The sequence below is a fragment of the Burkholderia sp. HI2714 genome, from assembly GCF_002223085.1.
In the GTDB taxonomy this organism is placed as follows: domain Bacteria; phylum Pseudomonadota; class Gammaproteobacteria; order Burkholderiales; family Burkholderiaceae; genus Burkholderia; species Burkholderia lata_D.
Genome location: NZ_NKFM01000051.1, coordinates 40,385 through 55,791 on the forward strand (window position 1 = coordinate 40,385; position 15,407 = coordinate 55,791).

General features: G+C 62.5%; 11 protein-coding genes and 2 pseudogenes. 2 read left to right on the forward strand and 11 right to left on the reverse strand.

Annotation, left to right across the window (positions count from 1 at the left end):
* Positions 1 to 233 precede the first annotated feature (233 nt).
* Positions 234 to 1,281: pseudogene (locus CFB82_RS25735) on the forward strand (sigma-54 interaction domain-containing protein).
* Positions 1,282 to 1,311: 30 nt separating this feature from the next.
* On the opposite strand, the gene CFB82_RS25740 reads toward CFB82_RS25735, so the two are convergent.
* Positions 1,312 to 3,111, reverse strand: a complete 1,800-nt coding sequence (locus CFB82_RS25740) for a methyl-accepting chemotaxis protein (protein ID WP_089485825.1) — start codon at positions 3,109 to 3,111, stop codon at positions 1,312 to 1,314.
* Between the two features lie 342 nt (positions 3,112 to 3,453).
* Positions 3,454 to 3,708 carry a DUF3562 domain-containing protein gene (locus CFB82_RS25745; protein ID WP_089485826.1) on the reverse strand — a complete coding sequence of 85 codons (255 nt, stop codon included), beginning with the start codon at positions 3,706 to 3,708 and terminating at the stop codon, positions 3,454 to 3,456.
* Between the two features lie 555 nt (positions 3,709 to 4,263).
* Between CFB82_RS25745 and CFB82_RS25750 the strand changes: the two genes are divergently transcribed.
* Positions 4,264 to 4,698 carry a hypothetical protein gene (locus tag CFB82_RS25750; RefSeq protein ID WP_089485827.1) on the forward strand — a complete coding sequence of 145 codons (435 nt, stop codon included), beginning with the start codon at positions 4,264 to 4,266 and terminating at the stop codon, positions 4,696 to 4,698.
* 550 nt (positions 4,699 to 5,248) lie between these two features.
* On the opposite strand, the gene CFB82_RS25755 is transcribed toward CFB82_RS25750, so the two are convergent.
* From CFB82_RS25755 to CFB82_RS25795, 9 genes and pseudogenes are all read right to left on the reverse strand, one after another.
* Positions 5,249 to 6,184, reverse strand: coding sequence for a universal stress protein (locus CFB82_RS25755; protein ID WP_089485828.1), 936 nt, complete (start codon positions 6,182 to 6,184; stop codon positions 5,249 to 5,251).
* Between the two features lie 218 nt (positions 6,185 to 6,402).
* A complete protein-coding gene (locus CFB82_RS25760; RefSeq protein WP_089447622.1) occupies positions 6,403 to 7,785 on the reverse strand; it encodes an amino acid permease in 1,383 nt (460 codons plus the stop codon).
* 444 nt (positions 7,786 to 8,229) lie between these two features.
* A pseudogene (locus CFB82_RS25770) lies at positions 8,230 to 8,439 on the reverse strand (cytochrome P460); the annotation flags it as partial.
* Positions 8,440 to 8,505: 66 nt separating this feature from the next.
* Positions 8,506 to 8,793: a PAAR domain-containing protein gene (locus CFB82_RS25775; RefSeq protein ID WP_089485829.1), complete on the reverse strand. Its 288-nt coding sequence runs from the start codon at positions 8,791 to 8,793 to the stop codon at positions 8,506 to 8,508.
* Positions 8,794 to 8,898: 105 nt separating this feature from the next.
* Positions 8,899 to 9,468 carry a hypothetical protein gene (locus CFB82_RS42440; RefSeq protein ID WP_143750967.1) on the reverse strand — a complete coding sequence of 190 codons (570 nt, stop codon included), beginning with the start codon at positions 9,466 to 9,468 and terminating at the stop codon, positions 8,899 to 8,901.
* A gap of 27 nt (positions 9,469 to 9,495) precedes the next feature.
* A complete protein-coding gene (locus tag CFB82_RS25780; RefSeq protein ID WP_089485830.1) occupies positions 9,496 to 10,839 on the reverse strand; it encodes a type VI immunity family protein in 1,344 nt (447 codons plus the stop codon).
* 38 nt (positions 10,840 to 10,877) lie between these two features.
* On the reverse strand, positions 10,878 to 12,143 hold the full coding sequence (locus tag CFB82_RS25785; RefSeq protein WP_089485831.1) for a VRR-NUC domain-containing protein: 1,266 nt from the start codon (positions 12,141 to 12,143) through the stop codon (positions 10,878 to 10,880).
* Positions 12,144 to 12,168: 25 nt separating this feature from the next.
* Complete coding sequence (locus CFB82_RS25790) at positions 12,169 to 15,021, reverse strand: type VI secretion system Vgr family protein (protein WP_089485832.1); 2,853 nt, start codon at positions 15,019 to 15,021, stop codon at positions 12,169 to 12,171.
* 133 nt (positions 15,022 to 15,154) lie between these two features.
* A complete protein-coding gene (locus CFB82_RS25795; protein WP_256990472.1) occupies positions 15,155 to 15,400 on the reverse strand; it encodes a helix-turn-helix domain-containing protein in 246 nt (81 codons plus the stop codon).
* Between the last annotated feature and the right edge of the window lie 7 nt (positions 15,401 to 15,407).

The window sequence follows — 15,407 nt, forward strand, 5'->3', positions numbered from 1 at the left end:
GTCGGGCGTGCCGTGACCGGTCGAGCGCCGGCCGGTGTCGCGCGCTGCAGCATCGACGCTCGCCGGGTGCGACCGTTTTTTCATCGAAATTCTGTAAAAAAGCACTCATACGACCCTGGATGGCACAGCAACGCCGCGAAGCGCGTCAGGAGTCGATGGCCTGTTTCTTCCGGCCCCGCCGCGTACATTGGAAATTTCTATTTTGCGGCACCTTCCGGGTCGTTTCGCTGTCGATGAAAATATTGCAATCAACGGAGCGTGTGGTGCCGATTTTCAAAACGGCCCCGCCAATGCCGATCCATGCCAATGGGAGACACCGCAAACCGGTCGAAGCAACGTGCGGACGACCGCCAGTTGTCCGGCCGGTCCACCGCGATGCGCACGCTGCTCGGCCGCATCGAAAAGATCGCCCCGACCCGCGCCAGCGTGATGATTGCCGGCGAAAGCGGGGTCGGCAAGGATATCGTCGCGCGCCGGCTGCACGATCTCAGTGCCCGGCGGGACGGCCCGTTCGTGCCCGTGAACTGCGGCGCGATTCCGCCCGATATCGCGGAATCGCAATTGTTCGGGCACGAGAAAGGCAGCTTCACCGGTGCGATTGCGCAGCGCGAAGGGTTCTTCGAAGCCGCGCGCGGCGGCACGCTGCTGCTCGACGAGATCGCGGAAATGCCCGCGCCCTTGCAGGTGAAGCTGCTGCGGGCGATCGAATCGAATGTGATCGTCCGGGTGGGCGGCACCGAGCCGATTCCGCTCGACGTGCGCATCGTGTCGGCCACGCGCCACAACCCGGCCGAAGCCGTGCGTGACGGCCGGCTGCGCGAGGACCTGTTCTACCGCCTCGCCGCGTTTGCGCTGTACGTACCGCCGCTGCGCCAGCGCGACAGCGACATCGAGACGATCGCACTGGAATTCGTCGACGCGCTCAACGCGCGGCACCATGCGCACAAGCGGTTGACTGACGCGGCGATCGCCGCGCTGCGCGCGTATTCGTGGCCCGGCAACGTCCGCGAGCTGCACAACACGATCGAGCGCGCGTACATCCTGGCGGACGAAGGCATCGACGTCACACTGCCGAAGCCGGCGATGCCGCCCGAGCGCCTGTCGGAGAACACGATGGCGCTGCCGCTCGGCGCGACCTTGCACCATGCGCAGCAGCGCTTCATCGCGGCGACGCTGTGCCACTTCGACGGCAACAAGCCGCGCGCCGCGAAAGCGCTCGGGATCAGCCTGAAAACGCTCTACAACCGGCTCGCGCTGATGCGCGACAACGGCCGCTCCTGACGGGCGCGGCCGACTTTCCCACCAGCCGCGTCAAGCGACCTTGAACCTCCCGACCGTGGTCGCCAGCGCGTTCGCCTGCGACTGCAGCGCGGTCGCGGCGGCAGTCGACTGTTCGACGAGCGCCGCGTTCTGCTGCACCATTTCGTCGAGCTGCGTGACCGCGCGATTCACTTCCTGGATGCCGCGCGTCTGCTCGTTCGCCGCGTGCGTGATCTCGGAGATGATCGTCGTCACGTTCGACACGTTGGACACGATCTCGCGCATCGTGTCGCCCGCCTGACGCACCTGCCCGGACCCGGCCGACACGCTCGCGACCGTCGATTCGACCAGCACCTTCACTTCGCGTGCGGCCTGCGCGCTGCGTTGCGCGAGGCTGCGCACTTCCTGCGCGACGACTGCGAAGCCGCGGCCCTGCTCGCCCGCGCGTGCCGCTTCGACGGCCGCGTTCAGCGCGAGGATGTTGGTCTGGAACGCGATCCCGTCGATCACGCCGATGATGTCGCCGATCCGGCCCGAGGCTTCCTCGATCTTCTCCATCGTCGCGACGACGTCCGACACGACCACGCCGCCATGCGACGCGATCCGCGACGCGGCCGCCGCGCGTTCGTCGGCCTGGCCGGCGGCGGCTGCCGATTGACCGACCGTCGCCGTGATCTCTTCCATCGATGCGGCCGTTTCCTCGAGGCTCGCCGCCGCTGATTCGGTGCGCGACGACAGGTCCTGGTTGCCCGCCGCGATCTCGTTCGCGGCCGTGCGTACCGATTCGCTCGCGTCGCGGATCTGGCGCATCACGTCGTTCAGCTTGTCGACAAAGCTGTTGAACGAGCGGGCGATGTCGGCCACTTCGTCACGTCCGTCGGCCGGCAGGCGCTGCGTCAGGTCGCCGGCGCCCGAGCCGATCGCGGCCATGGCCTGGCGCACTTGCGACAGGCGGCGGAACGCGGTCGCGGTGATCGCGCCGATGATCAGCGACGCCACACCGACGATCACGAGCAGCGTGATCAGCGAAGCGGTCAGCAGCGAGCGCATCCCGGCCGTCGCTTCGTTCTTGTCGAGCAGCACCAGCGCGTACCAGTCCGTGCCCGGCACGGGGCGCGCACGCACCAGCTTCGCGTCGCCGCCGACACTCACCTCGACGGGCGCGGTCGCGGCCGCGATCGTCGCGCCGTTCGTCGCGCCGAGTTCCGGCGACACGTCGGCAACCGGCTTCAGCGTGAGCTTCGCGTCCGGGTGGGCGACCACGTGGCCGTTGCTGTCGATCAACATCCCGAAGCTCGCGGGCGTCGGGTGGATCGTCTTCACGTTCGCGATCACGGTGTCCATCGAGACGTCCGCTGCAACGACGCCCTTCAGCGCGCCGTCGCGCAGGATCGGCACCGCGAACGTGACGACGAGGTTGCCCGTGCCGGCGTCGACGTACGGCGGCGTGACGACCGGCTTGCCGGCCTGCGCGGCCTGCTTGTACCACGGGCGGCCGGTCGGATCGTAGTCGGGCGGAATGCCGGTCGGGTCGGAGAAGTGGAACGCCTTGTCGGCGTAGCCCGCGTAGACGTTCGTGAAACCGCCGGCCGCGGCCATCTGCTTGAACACCGGAAGCGGGTCGGGCGTCAACGCGGCATCCTGCAGCGACGCGATCATCCGGCTCCGGGTGGCGACCCAGTCGGCGATCCCGACCACGTGGCCGCTGGCGACGGAGGTCAGGTTGCGGTCGATCGCGTCGTCGTTGTACGAGCGCGCGATGAAATAGTTGATGAGCGTGGTGGCGACCAGCGCGAATACGACGATGGCGACGCACGCGGCAAGGATGCGGGCGCGGATGGACGAGAGCATGGCAACGACTCGGTAAGGGAGCGCGAACGCCCGGTGGACGAATTCACCGGGTAAACGGCAATCGCGCCACTTACTTGAGGCCGCCGTGACAATTCAGTGAAACGTATGACAAAACGCAGGCCGGTTGTTAGCGGATCGTCAGGATGATCACGCCGCACGGCGCCGTGCGCGCACCGCCCGCGGACGCGACGACGGCACCGTCGATCCCGGGCACGGCAATCAAAAAAGGCGTTGGAATGGGCCGGTTCGCTGTCGATCGACACATGAATGTCGATCAGGATCCGGCCCCGGCTCGGCGACGGGTCGTATCACGGCCGCGGCATCAGCCGCGGCGCCGGCCCGTCACAGGCGATGGCTCGGACGCGGATCGGCGTCCGCGGATGGCGCATCGGCACGCGTGTCGTCGTGGAGATCGTCCTGCCGGCGCATCCGTTCGCGCAGGTGCCGGATCGCGAATACGTGGATGTAGTCGTGCACCCGCGCGTCGGACGACAGGGCGCGTACTTCGTCATCGAGCATCGCACGCAACTGATCCGAACCGATCGCGCGCTGTTTGGCGGCTTCCTTGAGTGAATCGAGCAAATTGTCCTTGGACATCGACGGACTCCTGACGGTCGAGGAACGAAAAGAAGAAGGTACCGGAAGCTTAAAGACTGAATGGCGGCGCGGCGTGCGATGCGCCGGCGCGTGTTTGCGCGCGATCAACGGCCCGTTGCGTGCCGCCGTGCCGATCCGTCCCGGAACCGGCCGCGCAAGATTCGCGGCGCAAACTGCCCGCGAACGAGACTGAAAGCCCTGCCACGCCACCCCGGGGCGCGGCACCGGCTGACAGAGGCTAACGATGGAACGCCGCCCGACGCCGATGCACTGGCCAAGTTAGACCGGCCGAAATCATGCGTCAAGCAATCTCCTCCACGCGTTCCCATTCGTCCGAACGAACGGGCCGGCGAGTCGCCGGGACGGCCGATCGGCCGATTGGCTTGTCAGCGGATTCCGATAGTCGCAGCGCAATACCTGACAGCGACTTCAGCGCGCGCTGCTTGGCAGCGCACGGGCGCGACACGATACTGGTGACATGGACGAAACGTTCATACGGGTCATCGCTAGCCGGCCATCGAGCCGGCATGCGGGGCCTGGCGCAGGAGACCAACCATGACACATCGCAACTTACCGGGCCGGGACGGCCAGCGGCGCGCGTCGGGCAAAACGCGCGCCCTGCCCGCCCAGGCCGTGTCGGCCGGCAACCTTCCGTCCGACAATATCGACACCTTGCTTGCGCTCGCACGCGAAGCCGGGTTGCTCGTCACGCTCGACGGGCAGATCGGCCGCGAAAAGTACCAGAGCGTCGCGGGTTCGGTGCTCGCGTTGCAACGGTTCGCCGCGGCACTCTGCGCGCGGGCCGCACCCGACGCGCCGGCCGATGCCGAGCCACATCGCAAGGCGCGCCCCGGCTGGCCGCACGCGAACCGCCTGCGCAACCGCGCGTGCAGCGCGTGCGCGCCGCTGCATGTCGGGCGCCAGCGTCCGCAGGTGCGCCGCGGTGCCGGCCGACGGCACGACTTGCGGTCGACGCTTCGCGTCACCTGAGCGTGCAAGCAGCCGTTGTCCGGCACGGGGGCCGTGCAACGGCTGAATCGCTCGCAACGTCGGCAGCGCCTGCCGCACGCGGTGCCTGTACGACGCCGGTGCATATGCCGCGACCCTCACCGATCCGCATCGGCGTCACCGCGCGCCACCGCGCATCATGACGCGCCGTTCGACACGGCCGCAATGACGACGATTCCTGCGGGGAAAGCAATCCAGACGGGGCCAACTACAACACGAGCGCGGAAAGCGGACGGGGTGACTTGCACCCCGCCCGTCCTCCAAGGCAACCGTGGCTGCCTACCCTCGTGCCGGAGAGTTCTCGGTCGGATGACGCGCCGTGCATCGCACGTTGCGGCTCCGGAAATTGATGTAACGGCTGCGAATGCACCGTCGATCACCGCCATCGACACGCGTGTTGCAGTGTGGCCGCGCGGTACGTGCACGACGGACCGGCTGCGTTGCCGGATGTTCCGTCAATGTCTCACGCGCGAGGCGCGCCGTTTCTGATGCAGGTCAAGCCAAGCCTGCTTCGATCGCGACACCGCGCGATTCATTCGCTACCCCGCACGAGCAGCACCGGCACCTGTGCGAGATGCGCAATGCGGCGCGCAACGCTGCCGATCAGCCAGGCGGCGATGCCGCGCCTGCCATGCGTACCGACCACCAGCAGTTCGGCGCGCCAGTGCACGGCGTCGCGCATCAGCGCATGGGCCACGTCGTCGCTGGTCGGGCGCGTTTCGACGACACCGCGCTTGCTCGGGTTCCCGGTCGCATGGAACAGCGGGCCGATCTTCGCGAGCGCATCCTCGCCCTCCGCGCGATAGGCATCCTCGAGCGCGCGCACCGGCACGATATCCGTCAGACGAACCGCGCGATCGATCACGTAGGCCGCGTACAGCAACGTCGTCGGCGCCGCGAAGCCGAGCCCGACGCGCACCGCGTGCAGCGACGGCTCGCTGCCGTCGACCGCGAACATCAGCCGCTGCAGGCCGCCGTCCGACGGCCGTACGTAGTCTGCCGGCACGATCAGCAACGCGCAGCGCACGCGTGTCGTCAACGTGTCCGACATCGCGCCTTCGACGAGCCGCAGCAGCCCGTGATGCGGATTCGCGCCGACCATCAGCACGTCCGCATGCCATGCCGACGTATCGCTCACCAAGGCATCGGCCACCGAGCCGCCCGTCACCGACGTATCGATGATGGCCTGCTCGACCTCGATCCCGCTGTCGGCGAACATCGCCGCGATCCGTTCGTTGATGGCTTGCGCCTCGCGCATCATGTCCTCGCGCGCGGACGTCAGCAGTGCGTCGATGCGCGGGATGTCGGGCAATACGAGTCGCGGGTTGTCGATGGCGCAGACGATGCGCAATCGCATGCCGGGGCGCAGCAGCGTGCGCGCATAGCGCGCGGCGGACAGCGATTCGGGCGTCGGATCGACGGCCAGCGCGATCCGCGCAAGCGTCGGGATTGGCTGGGCAGGCTGCATGGCGAAGGCCTCCGTGCGTGCGCGTCGTCGCGGAACGACGACGGGAGCTTCGCGCGGAAGCGGCGCACGGCGGCCGGACCGCCGCCGCGGTCGCGGCGGTCACGGGGATCGGCGGGTTGCCACGCGAAGCGCGGACAATCGATTCGTTCAGCATAGGTCGTTCGGCCCGCGCGTGCATGATCGCGATCAAGGGTCGTGCGGGCCCCTGCCCGTGCTGCTTACGACTTCGTCGGCACCGATGCCGCCGGACGGTTCGCGTAGAACAGCGCATACGTGATGCCGAGCAGCACGATCCAGACCGGCCCGATCACGAGCGCGACGCGCGTGTCGGGCGTGAACGCCATCAGCACGACAACCAGCACCAGAAAGCCGAGCGCGACGAACGAACCGAGCGGATAAAACGGCACGCGGATCGGCAGGCGCGCGATCTTGTCGGCCGACAGCGTGCGGCGAAAGCGCATCTGCGCGATCAGGATCACGCACCACGTCCAGATCGCACCGAACGTCGACACCGACGTGAGCCACGTGAACACGTGCTGCGGCGCGAGATAGTTGAGCAGCACGCCGATCAGCAGCAGCGCGACCGACACGATCACGCCGTACACCGGCACGCCGTGGCGATTGACCTGGCCGAGCTTGCTCGGCGCCTGGCCCTGCTGCGCGAGGTTGTAGAGCATCCGCGCGGTGCTGAACAGGCCGCTGTTGCACGACGACAGCGCCGCGGTCAGCACGACGAAGTTGATGATGCCGGCGGCGGCCGGGATGCCGAGCCGCGAGAACGTCATCACGAACGGGCTGCCCTGGGTGCCGATCTGGTCCCACGGATACAGCGACATGATCACGAACAGCGCACCGATGTAGAAAATCAGCACGCGCCAGAACACCGAATTCACGGCCTTCGTCAGCGACTTCTCCGGGTTGCGCGCCTCGCCGGCGGTGAGGCCGAGCATCTCGACGCCGAGATACGCGAACATCACGATCGGCAACGCGGCGACCACGCCGTCGATGCCGTTCGGCATGAAGCCGCCGTGCGCCCACAGGTTCGACAGGCCGATCGCGACACCGCCGTTGCCGATCCCGAACGCGATCATCAACCCGCCGCCGATGATCATCAGCACGATCGTGACGATCTTGATCAGCGCGAACCAGAACTCGAATTCACCGTACAGCTTGACCGCGATGAAGTTCACCGAGCCCATCGCCATGAGCGCCGCGAGCGCCCAGATCCAGTTCGGCACGCCGGGGAACCACATATGCATGTAGACGCCGACCGCCGTGATTTCCGCCATGCAGGTGACGATCCACACGAACCAGTAGGTCCAGCCGGTCAGGTAGCCGGCCAGCGGCCCGAGGTAGTCGCGTGCGTAGCGGCTGAACGCGCCGGCGACGGGATTGGCGATCGCCATCTCGCCGAGTGCGCGCATGATCAGGAAAATCGCGATGCCGCCCAGCAGGTAGGTCAGCAGGATGGCCGGGCCGGCGACGCGGATCGCGGTGGCCGAGCCGAGGAACAGGCCGACGCCGATCGTCGCGCCGAGCGCCATCAGGTTGATGTGTCGCTCTTCCAGCCCTCTATGCAACTGGTCTTCTGGTTGTTTCAAGTCCGTCTCCTGGCAGCCGTGAACGAGCCGCCGTCATTGTCGATGTCAATGCGCGACCGTTCATGCCGATTCCGGCATGCCGAAAACGAAATAATCTCCGCCGTCGTTTTCCAAATTAGAAACGACACGGATACTGCGTCAATCCGACAGGAATCGCCGCGGATTATCCGTAGGTTCCGGAACAATCCGGGAAACGGATCGGGCCTTTCGCGGAATACGCCCGCGCGGCCCGTTCGACGCGGCTGTGCGCGTAACGGACGGCGACGGGATCAATCGCTTTCGGCGTGAACGAACACGCGTCGAATGTGCGCGATCAGGCGCACGCAATATGCAGGCGGGATTATAGGGAGGAGAAGCCGTTTCACGCCAGTCGATTTTCGGAAAAATCGCGGGGACGTGAAACCGGTAGTGGAATTCGAATGCGCGCGACTCTCGCGCGCGGATTTATTTCGACAGCGTCGCGCGCACCGTATATTCGCCTTCGATCGCAGCGTGATCCGGCCGCACGAAATAACGCGACGCATCAAGATCGGCCGGCATCGGCTCGACCGGATAGCCGTGCTTCTCCCACGCATCGAGCCCGCCCTTCAGCGCGCGAATGTTGTGGATCATCTTCTTGCGCTGCATCTTCGCGATCAGGCGCTTCGCGGTGGCCCATACCATCCCCTTTGTACTTGTTGACGTTCTTGGCGACTACATTCGCAACCAACGACTGTCGCTTCAGACATCAACCGACATGAGGTGCTGCGACGCGATGAGCAGCGGTGGCACCGGACACTTGCAAACGCACAGATCGTCACTCAGCGCTACGCGACGACCGTCTGGCCCGGTCATTGGAAGTCGCGGACCAACGCATTGAATTTTGCCGATCGTTTTGCACACCGTGCAGAACACATCATCGTTCTCGTGCGCGATGTGCCTGCCGTCAAGCGCGAACGGCGTAGCCTTGGCTTGCACCGTTCCCGCCACTGTAGTGTGATCACCGTCGAGAATCAGGTATCGAGTCATGATCGGTTAGCTGGTGTATTTTTCCTCTGGTACCGCACGCCGCTGGCTCCTTTCGATGACAAGCGTAACTTCGCCAGCCCTGAAGTAGCCATGCCCCTGCTTAGATCAATACGTCCTCAAAGCCTCTTCAACTCCCTGACGGTATCGTGCAGGAACTCCGTCATTTCCGGCCAGCAACTCTTCGAATATCACACGCTCGTCAATTTTCTCAGAGTTCACATGCTCTTCCAGCAGCCTGTCGAGCTTCCCGTGCGCAGTAAATTGACGAAAAAAGTTGACTCGAATCCCTAACGCAACATCCGCAAAAAGAGCAGGAATTCCCCAAACCAACGTCAGCAGAGACGTTTTCGGTGTAATTGCTTGCTTGAGAATGTTGCATCTATCGACACACGAATCCAAATTCTCAAGCTCCTCGATAAGCCAGTGTCGCTGCGGCCTCACGCTCGCCGCCATGATGCGCTCAGACAAATACCTTTGGAATCGCAAGTCTGTTTTAATGACTTCCGGACAAATTCGCTCACTGGCTCGATGAATTGCTCGGACGCAGGACAGATTCTGCCCCGCAGCCTCGACAAAACCGTTGTCCTTGAGCGCGGTACACACTGTACTCAAGACAAACGAATCGCATACACCTGAAATATTTTTCCTGACGATCACTTCAATCTCATCCGCCATGCGTCCCCCCGGGTCGAATAAGCCACGTTACCCACCTTGCTTCTCGTCCGGCGACCAGTGCCAATTCGTTGTACCCCACGAACTGCCTTCTATCACGGGCATGATTTCGCCAGCTTCGAAGTAACGGCGGCTTCCCGCCTTTGCCGGTGTGTGCCACCAGCCAGCTTCAGGGCACGGGTTGCCGCCCCGCACGCTCCTGCGGGCAGGTTCGCGACTCACAGGCGGCGGAACGATCGTGGGCGGCTCAGGGATCGGCGGGGCGTCAGGCAAATCAAATCGAGCTACCCACTTGCGCGCGTTCTTCACATCCGCGCTCGGAAGATCGGGAATATAGGTGTGTAGCGCATCGGGCTTCGGATCACGCAGCACACGCAAGACACTGTTCACGAACACGTACGGCTCGGGCAACCCTTCTTCAGGAGCACCAAGGCGCGGGAAAGCGCCCGCGCGGATCATCAAACACGCATTCGCGCGCTCGATGTGAATGTCGGGACGATCAAGCTTTTCCCGGATCGCGACCTCGCCGCCCAAGCGATCGATGAACAGTTCACCTAGGATCGTGTACCAGTTCACCCCCTTGATGAAGCCCCACCGGCCGACTTTCGCGCCGGGATGCAAATGATCATAGGAGGCGGTTAGATCGTCCTTGGATTCGCCTTCGTAGGACACCGGGTCGTACTCTTGTTTCTGCAGGTGCGCGGTACTGTCAATGTCTAACCCGCTGAAACGTTCCGCAAGTGCCCATTCTTGCGGCATATATCGGTGGTAGCTATACGCAAGAACAGGCGCCAACCCACCATAGCCACCGCGCACTACGAGTCTGTTACACACATAACGCAGAAATTCCTCGTACTTCGCGATTCCTTCGGCGGTAGTGACCAAGTTCATCGGCACATTGAATTTCAAATGCGATAAACCCGTCTCCCGTCCCTTAGGCACCCTCAATCGTCCGGTGGGCGAAACGTAGTTCTCTTGAAGTGCCGTCCCGGTTAGCACCCCGATATTGTATTCTGCCGCTGTATCTTGGTCGGTTGCACTGGAACGCAACACACTGACCTGCATATATGATGGTGTATCGGAAATTGCACGACGAATCTTCTCCACACCCTTGGCATTTCGCGTCGTGAATTTTCCAAGGTCAGCATCCTTCCCTCCCTTCAGATGCTCGCCGAACATTTCGTCAAAGCGGTCAAAGCAGTCAAGGATCGCCTGACGCACCTCAGGCTGCGAGCCACGCTCAAAGAACACTGTACCGATGACACCCGGCAACACACCCATCGAGTTGTCGGCAAGGCGCACGCTCAAATCTTCCTGATAGCGGGACAGCGCCTGCAACGGCGTCAAGACAGGTTTCGGATCACTCAAAGTCATAATCGGATCGTCTATTGATCAATCGCACATGAATTCAGTCAGCTTGCGGAAAGCGCCGCAACTGCGCTCCCACCGCCGACCACTACACCAAGGGTTGCAGCCAATGCCGCAGCGGCTTCCGCACCAGCCGCGATAATTGCACACAGCGCAGCAAAGATCGCGATCAACTCAGGTAACAACAAGATGACGATCGCGACGCCGACGACAATGGCCACCGCGATCGCGGCTCCCTTCAGCAGCGTCACGCCGACCTGCGCCCAATCGATATGCGTGAGCACGTCCCACGTCATATCGGTCATACGTACGATCGCTTCCCACCCGGCCTTGAGTTGCGCAGCTGTGTAGCGGAATATTTCGTGCCCGGTCTCGTCAACCCACACCCAAGCGCTATGCGCCTTGTCGGCGACCCACTGACCAGCCGTAAACATCCATGCCGCATGCTGATGCAGGAACGCGCTAGTTTCAGCAGACACGTATGAATACCCACGATGAACGGCATCCCAAACAGGGGCGACAGCGTGTTCAACCTCTTCGCCGAACTCATGTGCCTTTTGCCACCAGTCCTCGTACCAGACATGGTGCGGGACAGCGGGAATACTGCGAATGGGTACTGTCTGCCGCTCCTTCTCGTCGTTGGCTTTCGGTGCGGGAATGGGCGCTGGCTTAGGGATTTTCTGCAAGTCCCCATTGCAGTCAGTCACGTCAATAACGGTCATGCGGTTTTTGAAGTCGCCGGAAATCGCTCGGTAAGCTTCCTCTTGCCCCGGCCCCCAATTGTCACCCGGGAATTTGACTTCGACCAATCGCAACATATTATTGCCGTGATGCCCGCCTTCGCGATCGACGGTTCCACGCCCGGGCCAGAGAATCGCCTCACTTTCCACAATGATCACGTCGGGTCGCCGAAGAGCACCTACCTTCGCTCCGGGCGGAAACGGGTTCCGGCTTCGACGGCGCTCTGTACCGTGGGGCTTTTCATTACTCAAGAAGGGAATCGGAGCGGCAACGCCGCCTGTCGCGAAGAACGGCATCATGTCGAAGCTCACTTCGGCCTTGTACTTGAATAGCCACTTCGACTTGAATTCTTCCTCGATCATCATCGGCACACTCATCGCGGACTGCATGAGCAACCGGTGAACGATCGATCCATCGCGCAACTTGACGGGAATGTATTTCGCCGTTTTCAGCGCAGTCTCGACCTTCTCCTGCAAGTATCCCTTGGTTCCCGGCGGCAGAAGCGCGTATTCAGGTACACGCTCTTTGATTGTTTCGCACGCGCCAGCCGGTTGAAGTGATCCGCCCATTGTGTTCTCCTAGTGTCGTCGGCGCTCACGTGCGCTCGTCAGGGTCAACCTTCAGGTAATCGGCCCAAATGTCGGGTTCCCCACCACCTGCATACTTCCACGGCTCGACATCCTGCTTTTCCTGCTCGAACGCTTTGAGACTCACGCTCTGCGCACTCGGCGTGAAAACCGGCACTGTTTCTCCAAGATCGTTTGTGTGCCCGACCACGGTTCGTCCCGATGGCAGCTTCATTTCGTAAGCATGTCGGATCATCGGCGTGCCGTCTTTCTCGTTTTTGAGGACGTATTGCGCCTGATACGACGGCTTGAACTGCGGCATCGCGTAAGAGTCGCTGACCGGCCCGGAGAAACTGAATGACGCACCCTTGAAGTCAACGTTACCCGGTGCGTGTATCGAGACGTTGCCGCCCTTGACGCGAATCGTCGCTCCACCGCAGTACAGGACCAGTTCCTGGTCGGCTGCGATTTCCATCCGTCCGGCCACTGACAGCAGCTTCACAAGCTGCTGCGCGATCATTTCAAGATCGCCATCCTGCGCCTGTATTTCGACCTTGCCCTTGCCAGCTACGGCTTTGATGCCTTGATTACGCGCAAACAGGCTCAGGTGATCAATCGCGGCCGCGTGCATCGAGCCGCCTGCCGCAAGATACGAATCCTGACCGCTGATCCAGTTCGCCTGTTGGTCTGCACTTGCGTGTAAGGACTGGTGCGTGGACAGGCCAATCCCGGCCGGACTGCCGAACAACAACAGCGGTTCAGCGAATGCGTTGGCGTTACCTGTTCCTCCGCCCGCCGTATGGCCGCCGGACGACTCGCCCGTGGCCGACTGCTTCGTTGCGTCGGTGAACGCCGTCAGCGCATCGACGCCGGGTTTCAGGCTCTCCGCTTGATGCTGTTCGCTCGCATCCGAAATGCTGCTGAGCAAGTTTTTCGAGCGCGTAAGCTGTTCTCGCGCCTCGTCAACGTCCAACTGATCGCTGTCGCGCGAAACAGGGTGCGCGCTAATCGACACGCCACGGCTCCCGCGCATCGACGCGTAATGGTCAGCGTGCAGCAGCAACCCCGACCCGAGATACCGCCCGCGCGTGTTGCCGCTCTGCTGAATCAAATAGCCCTGCGCGATCGATGCGTAGCTGCTGCCCGTGTAGCTGACGAGCCGCGTACCACCTTGGTTCGTCGCATCATCGTGGACGAACGCGTTAAACGCCCCCGTACCGCCGAACCCTTGCGACTGAAAACCCGACATCAGCACATTCGAATGCCATGGGGAAGGCGTCGTGCCACCGTTGACGCGCCCCAAAATGAACGGTTTGTCGCAATCGTTTGCCCAATAGGCGACCAAAACCCATTCACCGGCGCGTGGCACGTGTACCGATCCGTAACCGTTGCCGGTATCAGCCTGCATGGTCGACAGCAGCGGCGACGAAGCGAACGCGCCATCAGGGTTCTTGCGGTCCCATGCGAAATGAACGCGCACCTGGTTCCGCTCGTTCGTCCACGCTTCCGATCCTTGCTGCGTCACGACGATGGCGTGTTCGATCGACATGTTCGGCTTCGTGTGCGCGAGCGGGCTGCGATATTCAACACTCGCCTCTTGCGCCTCAACCTCAATGACGAAAAATCCCGCCGTTCCATCTTGCGGGTGCTCCGGTGTCTTGAAACGCATTCTGTGTGCTGCCTGCTGTTCGGCCAGCATGGTGCGCAGGCTGCGCGGATATTCGGTCACCTGTTGACCAATCGACACGTTGTTTTCGATGTACCACCGCGTCTCGATGGCGAGAAATTCCCGTTTCTTCGGATCGCTGTCGGGATGGCGGGGATGATTGTTCAGCGTGAATCGCAATCCGGCATCAAGCCATCGCAGACCACCGACACCGAAGTAACGCCGAGCGCGCGCATCCCATCCCTCTACACGGCGACGTGCGCGCGCCGCACCGCTGTCCGAATTTGGGTATCCATATGCGGTCGGCTCGTAGACGGTCATGGGCGCAGCAGGAACGCTGCGCGATTCCGACTGCCGGCCATCGCCCGCCTCGTAGACAGTGGATTGCAAGGCGTTGTCTGTCTGGAAATGCGAAGTCGGTCGTTTGTAGTCGAACGCGCGCGACATGTAGCGCAGACTCTGTATCGTCTGCACGACCGCCCATTGTGTAAATCCGTCTGCTTCGTGATCAGCGTTGCCGCGATAGTATTCGGCTGGTTTTGCGTCCGGCAGCGACGACACGCGATCAAGAATGACGAGCGTCGTTTTCGGCGGCTCACCCTCTTTCGTCGGTTCGTGCACCCAATAGAAGTACCAGCCTTCATCTTCGAGAAGGCGGTGTACGAAATGCAGGTCGGATTCGCTTTGACGACACCATGAGCGCACAGCAGGCTCACGCGTCAGGTCGAACCGGAACCGCCCTTGGAACTGCGGATAGCGATTGAGAACGTCGGAAATGATTTCGCGCGCGTCCTTTTCGAGCCAACCCTCGTCGTTGTGAGTCTTGCTCAGGAAAATCAGCGCGGACGAGAATTCAAGCTGGTAAGTTGATACGCTACCGTCGCCCCCCAAGTATCCAACCTGATGCACGAAGCCGTGCACGGGCCGATAGACCGAATCCACGTAAGGCGCTGTTCGCTGCTGAATCCACAGCGTGACGGGCTGATGCATCAGCGACAGCAAATCGGTATCACTGCGCAGCGATGCAACGTCGATTGTCCAGTGGTAGTCACCACCGATCCCGGACGATCCGCGCGCCCGCAACGGGGTCAACGCGTTCTTGCCGAGTGGGGTATCCAGCATCAACAGCCGGTCGTGCTGTAACAAGCCACGATGAACGGCCTCGTAAAGGTCGCGATTCTTCAGGTCCCCGGATGCGGGTGGTCTGAGTGCCATCTTTGTCGTCCTTCTCTCAGGTTCGAGCTACCGTCAGAGAAACGACACAAAAACGGTCAGCCAGCGGCGAAGTAACGTCGCTCTCGCGTCATTGTAGCTAAAGTCTGAGGAATATTTACCGACTTGGCGAAAATTAACGCGGCCGAGATATCAAGACAGGGCGCACGACCGGAAAGCGTAGATGCTTCGACCCACGCTGCAAAAGCTGATCTACCGAACAATCCAGTGCATCACTGGATTGTTGTAGTCGGTAGAGCGTCGGGGCGCGCCTCCCGCGCTCCCATCGACTAATCGCTTCCTGCTCAAGATTGATCATTTCCGCAAGCTTGGCTTGCGTCAGGCCGCGTGCGCGGCGAATTTCCGCAATAGCCTCCCCCACACGAGAC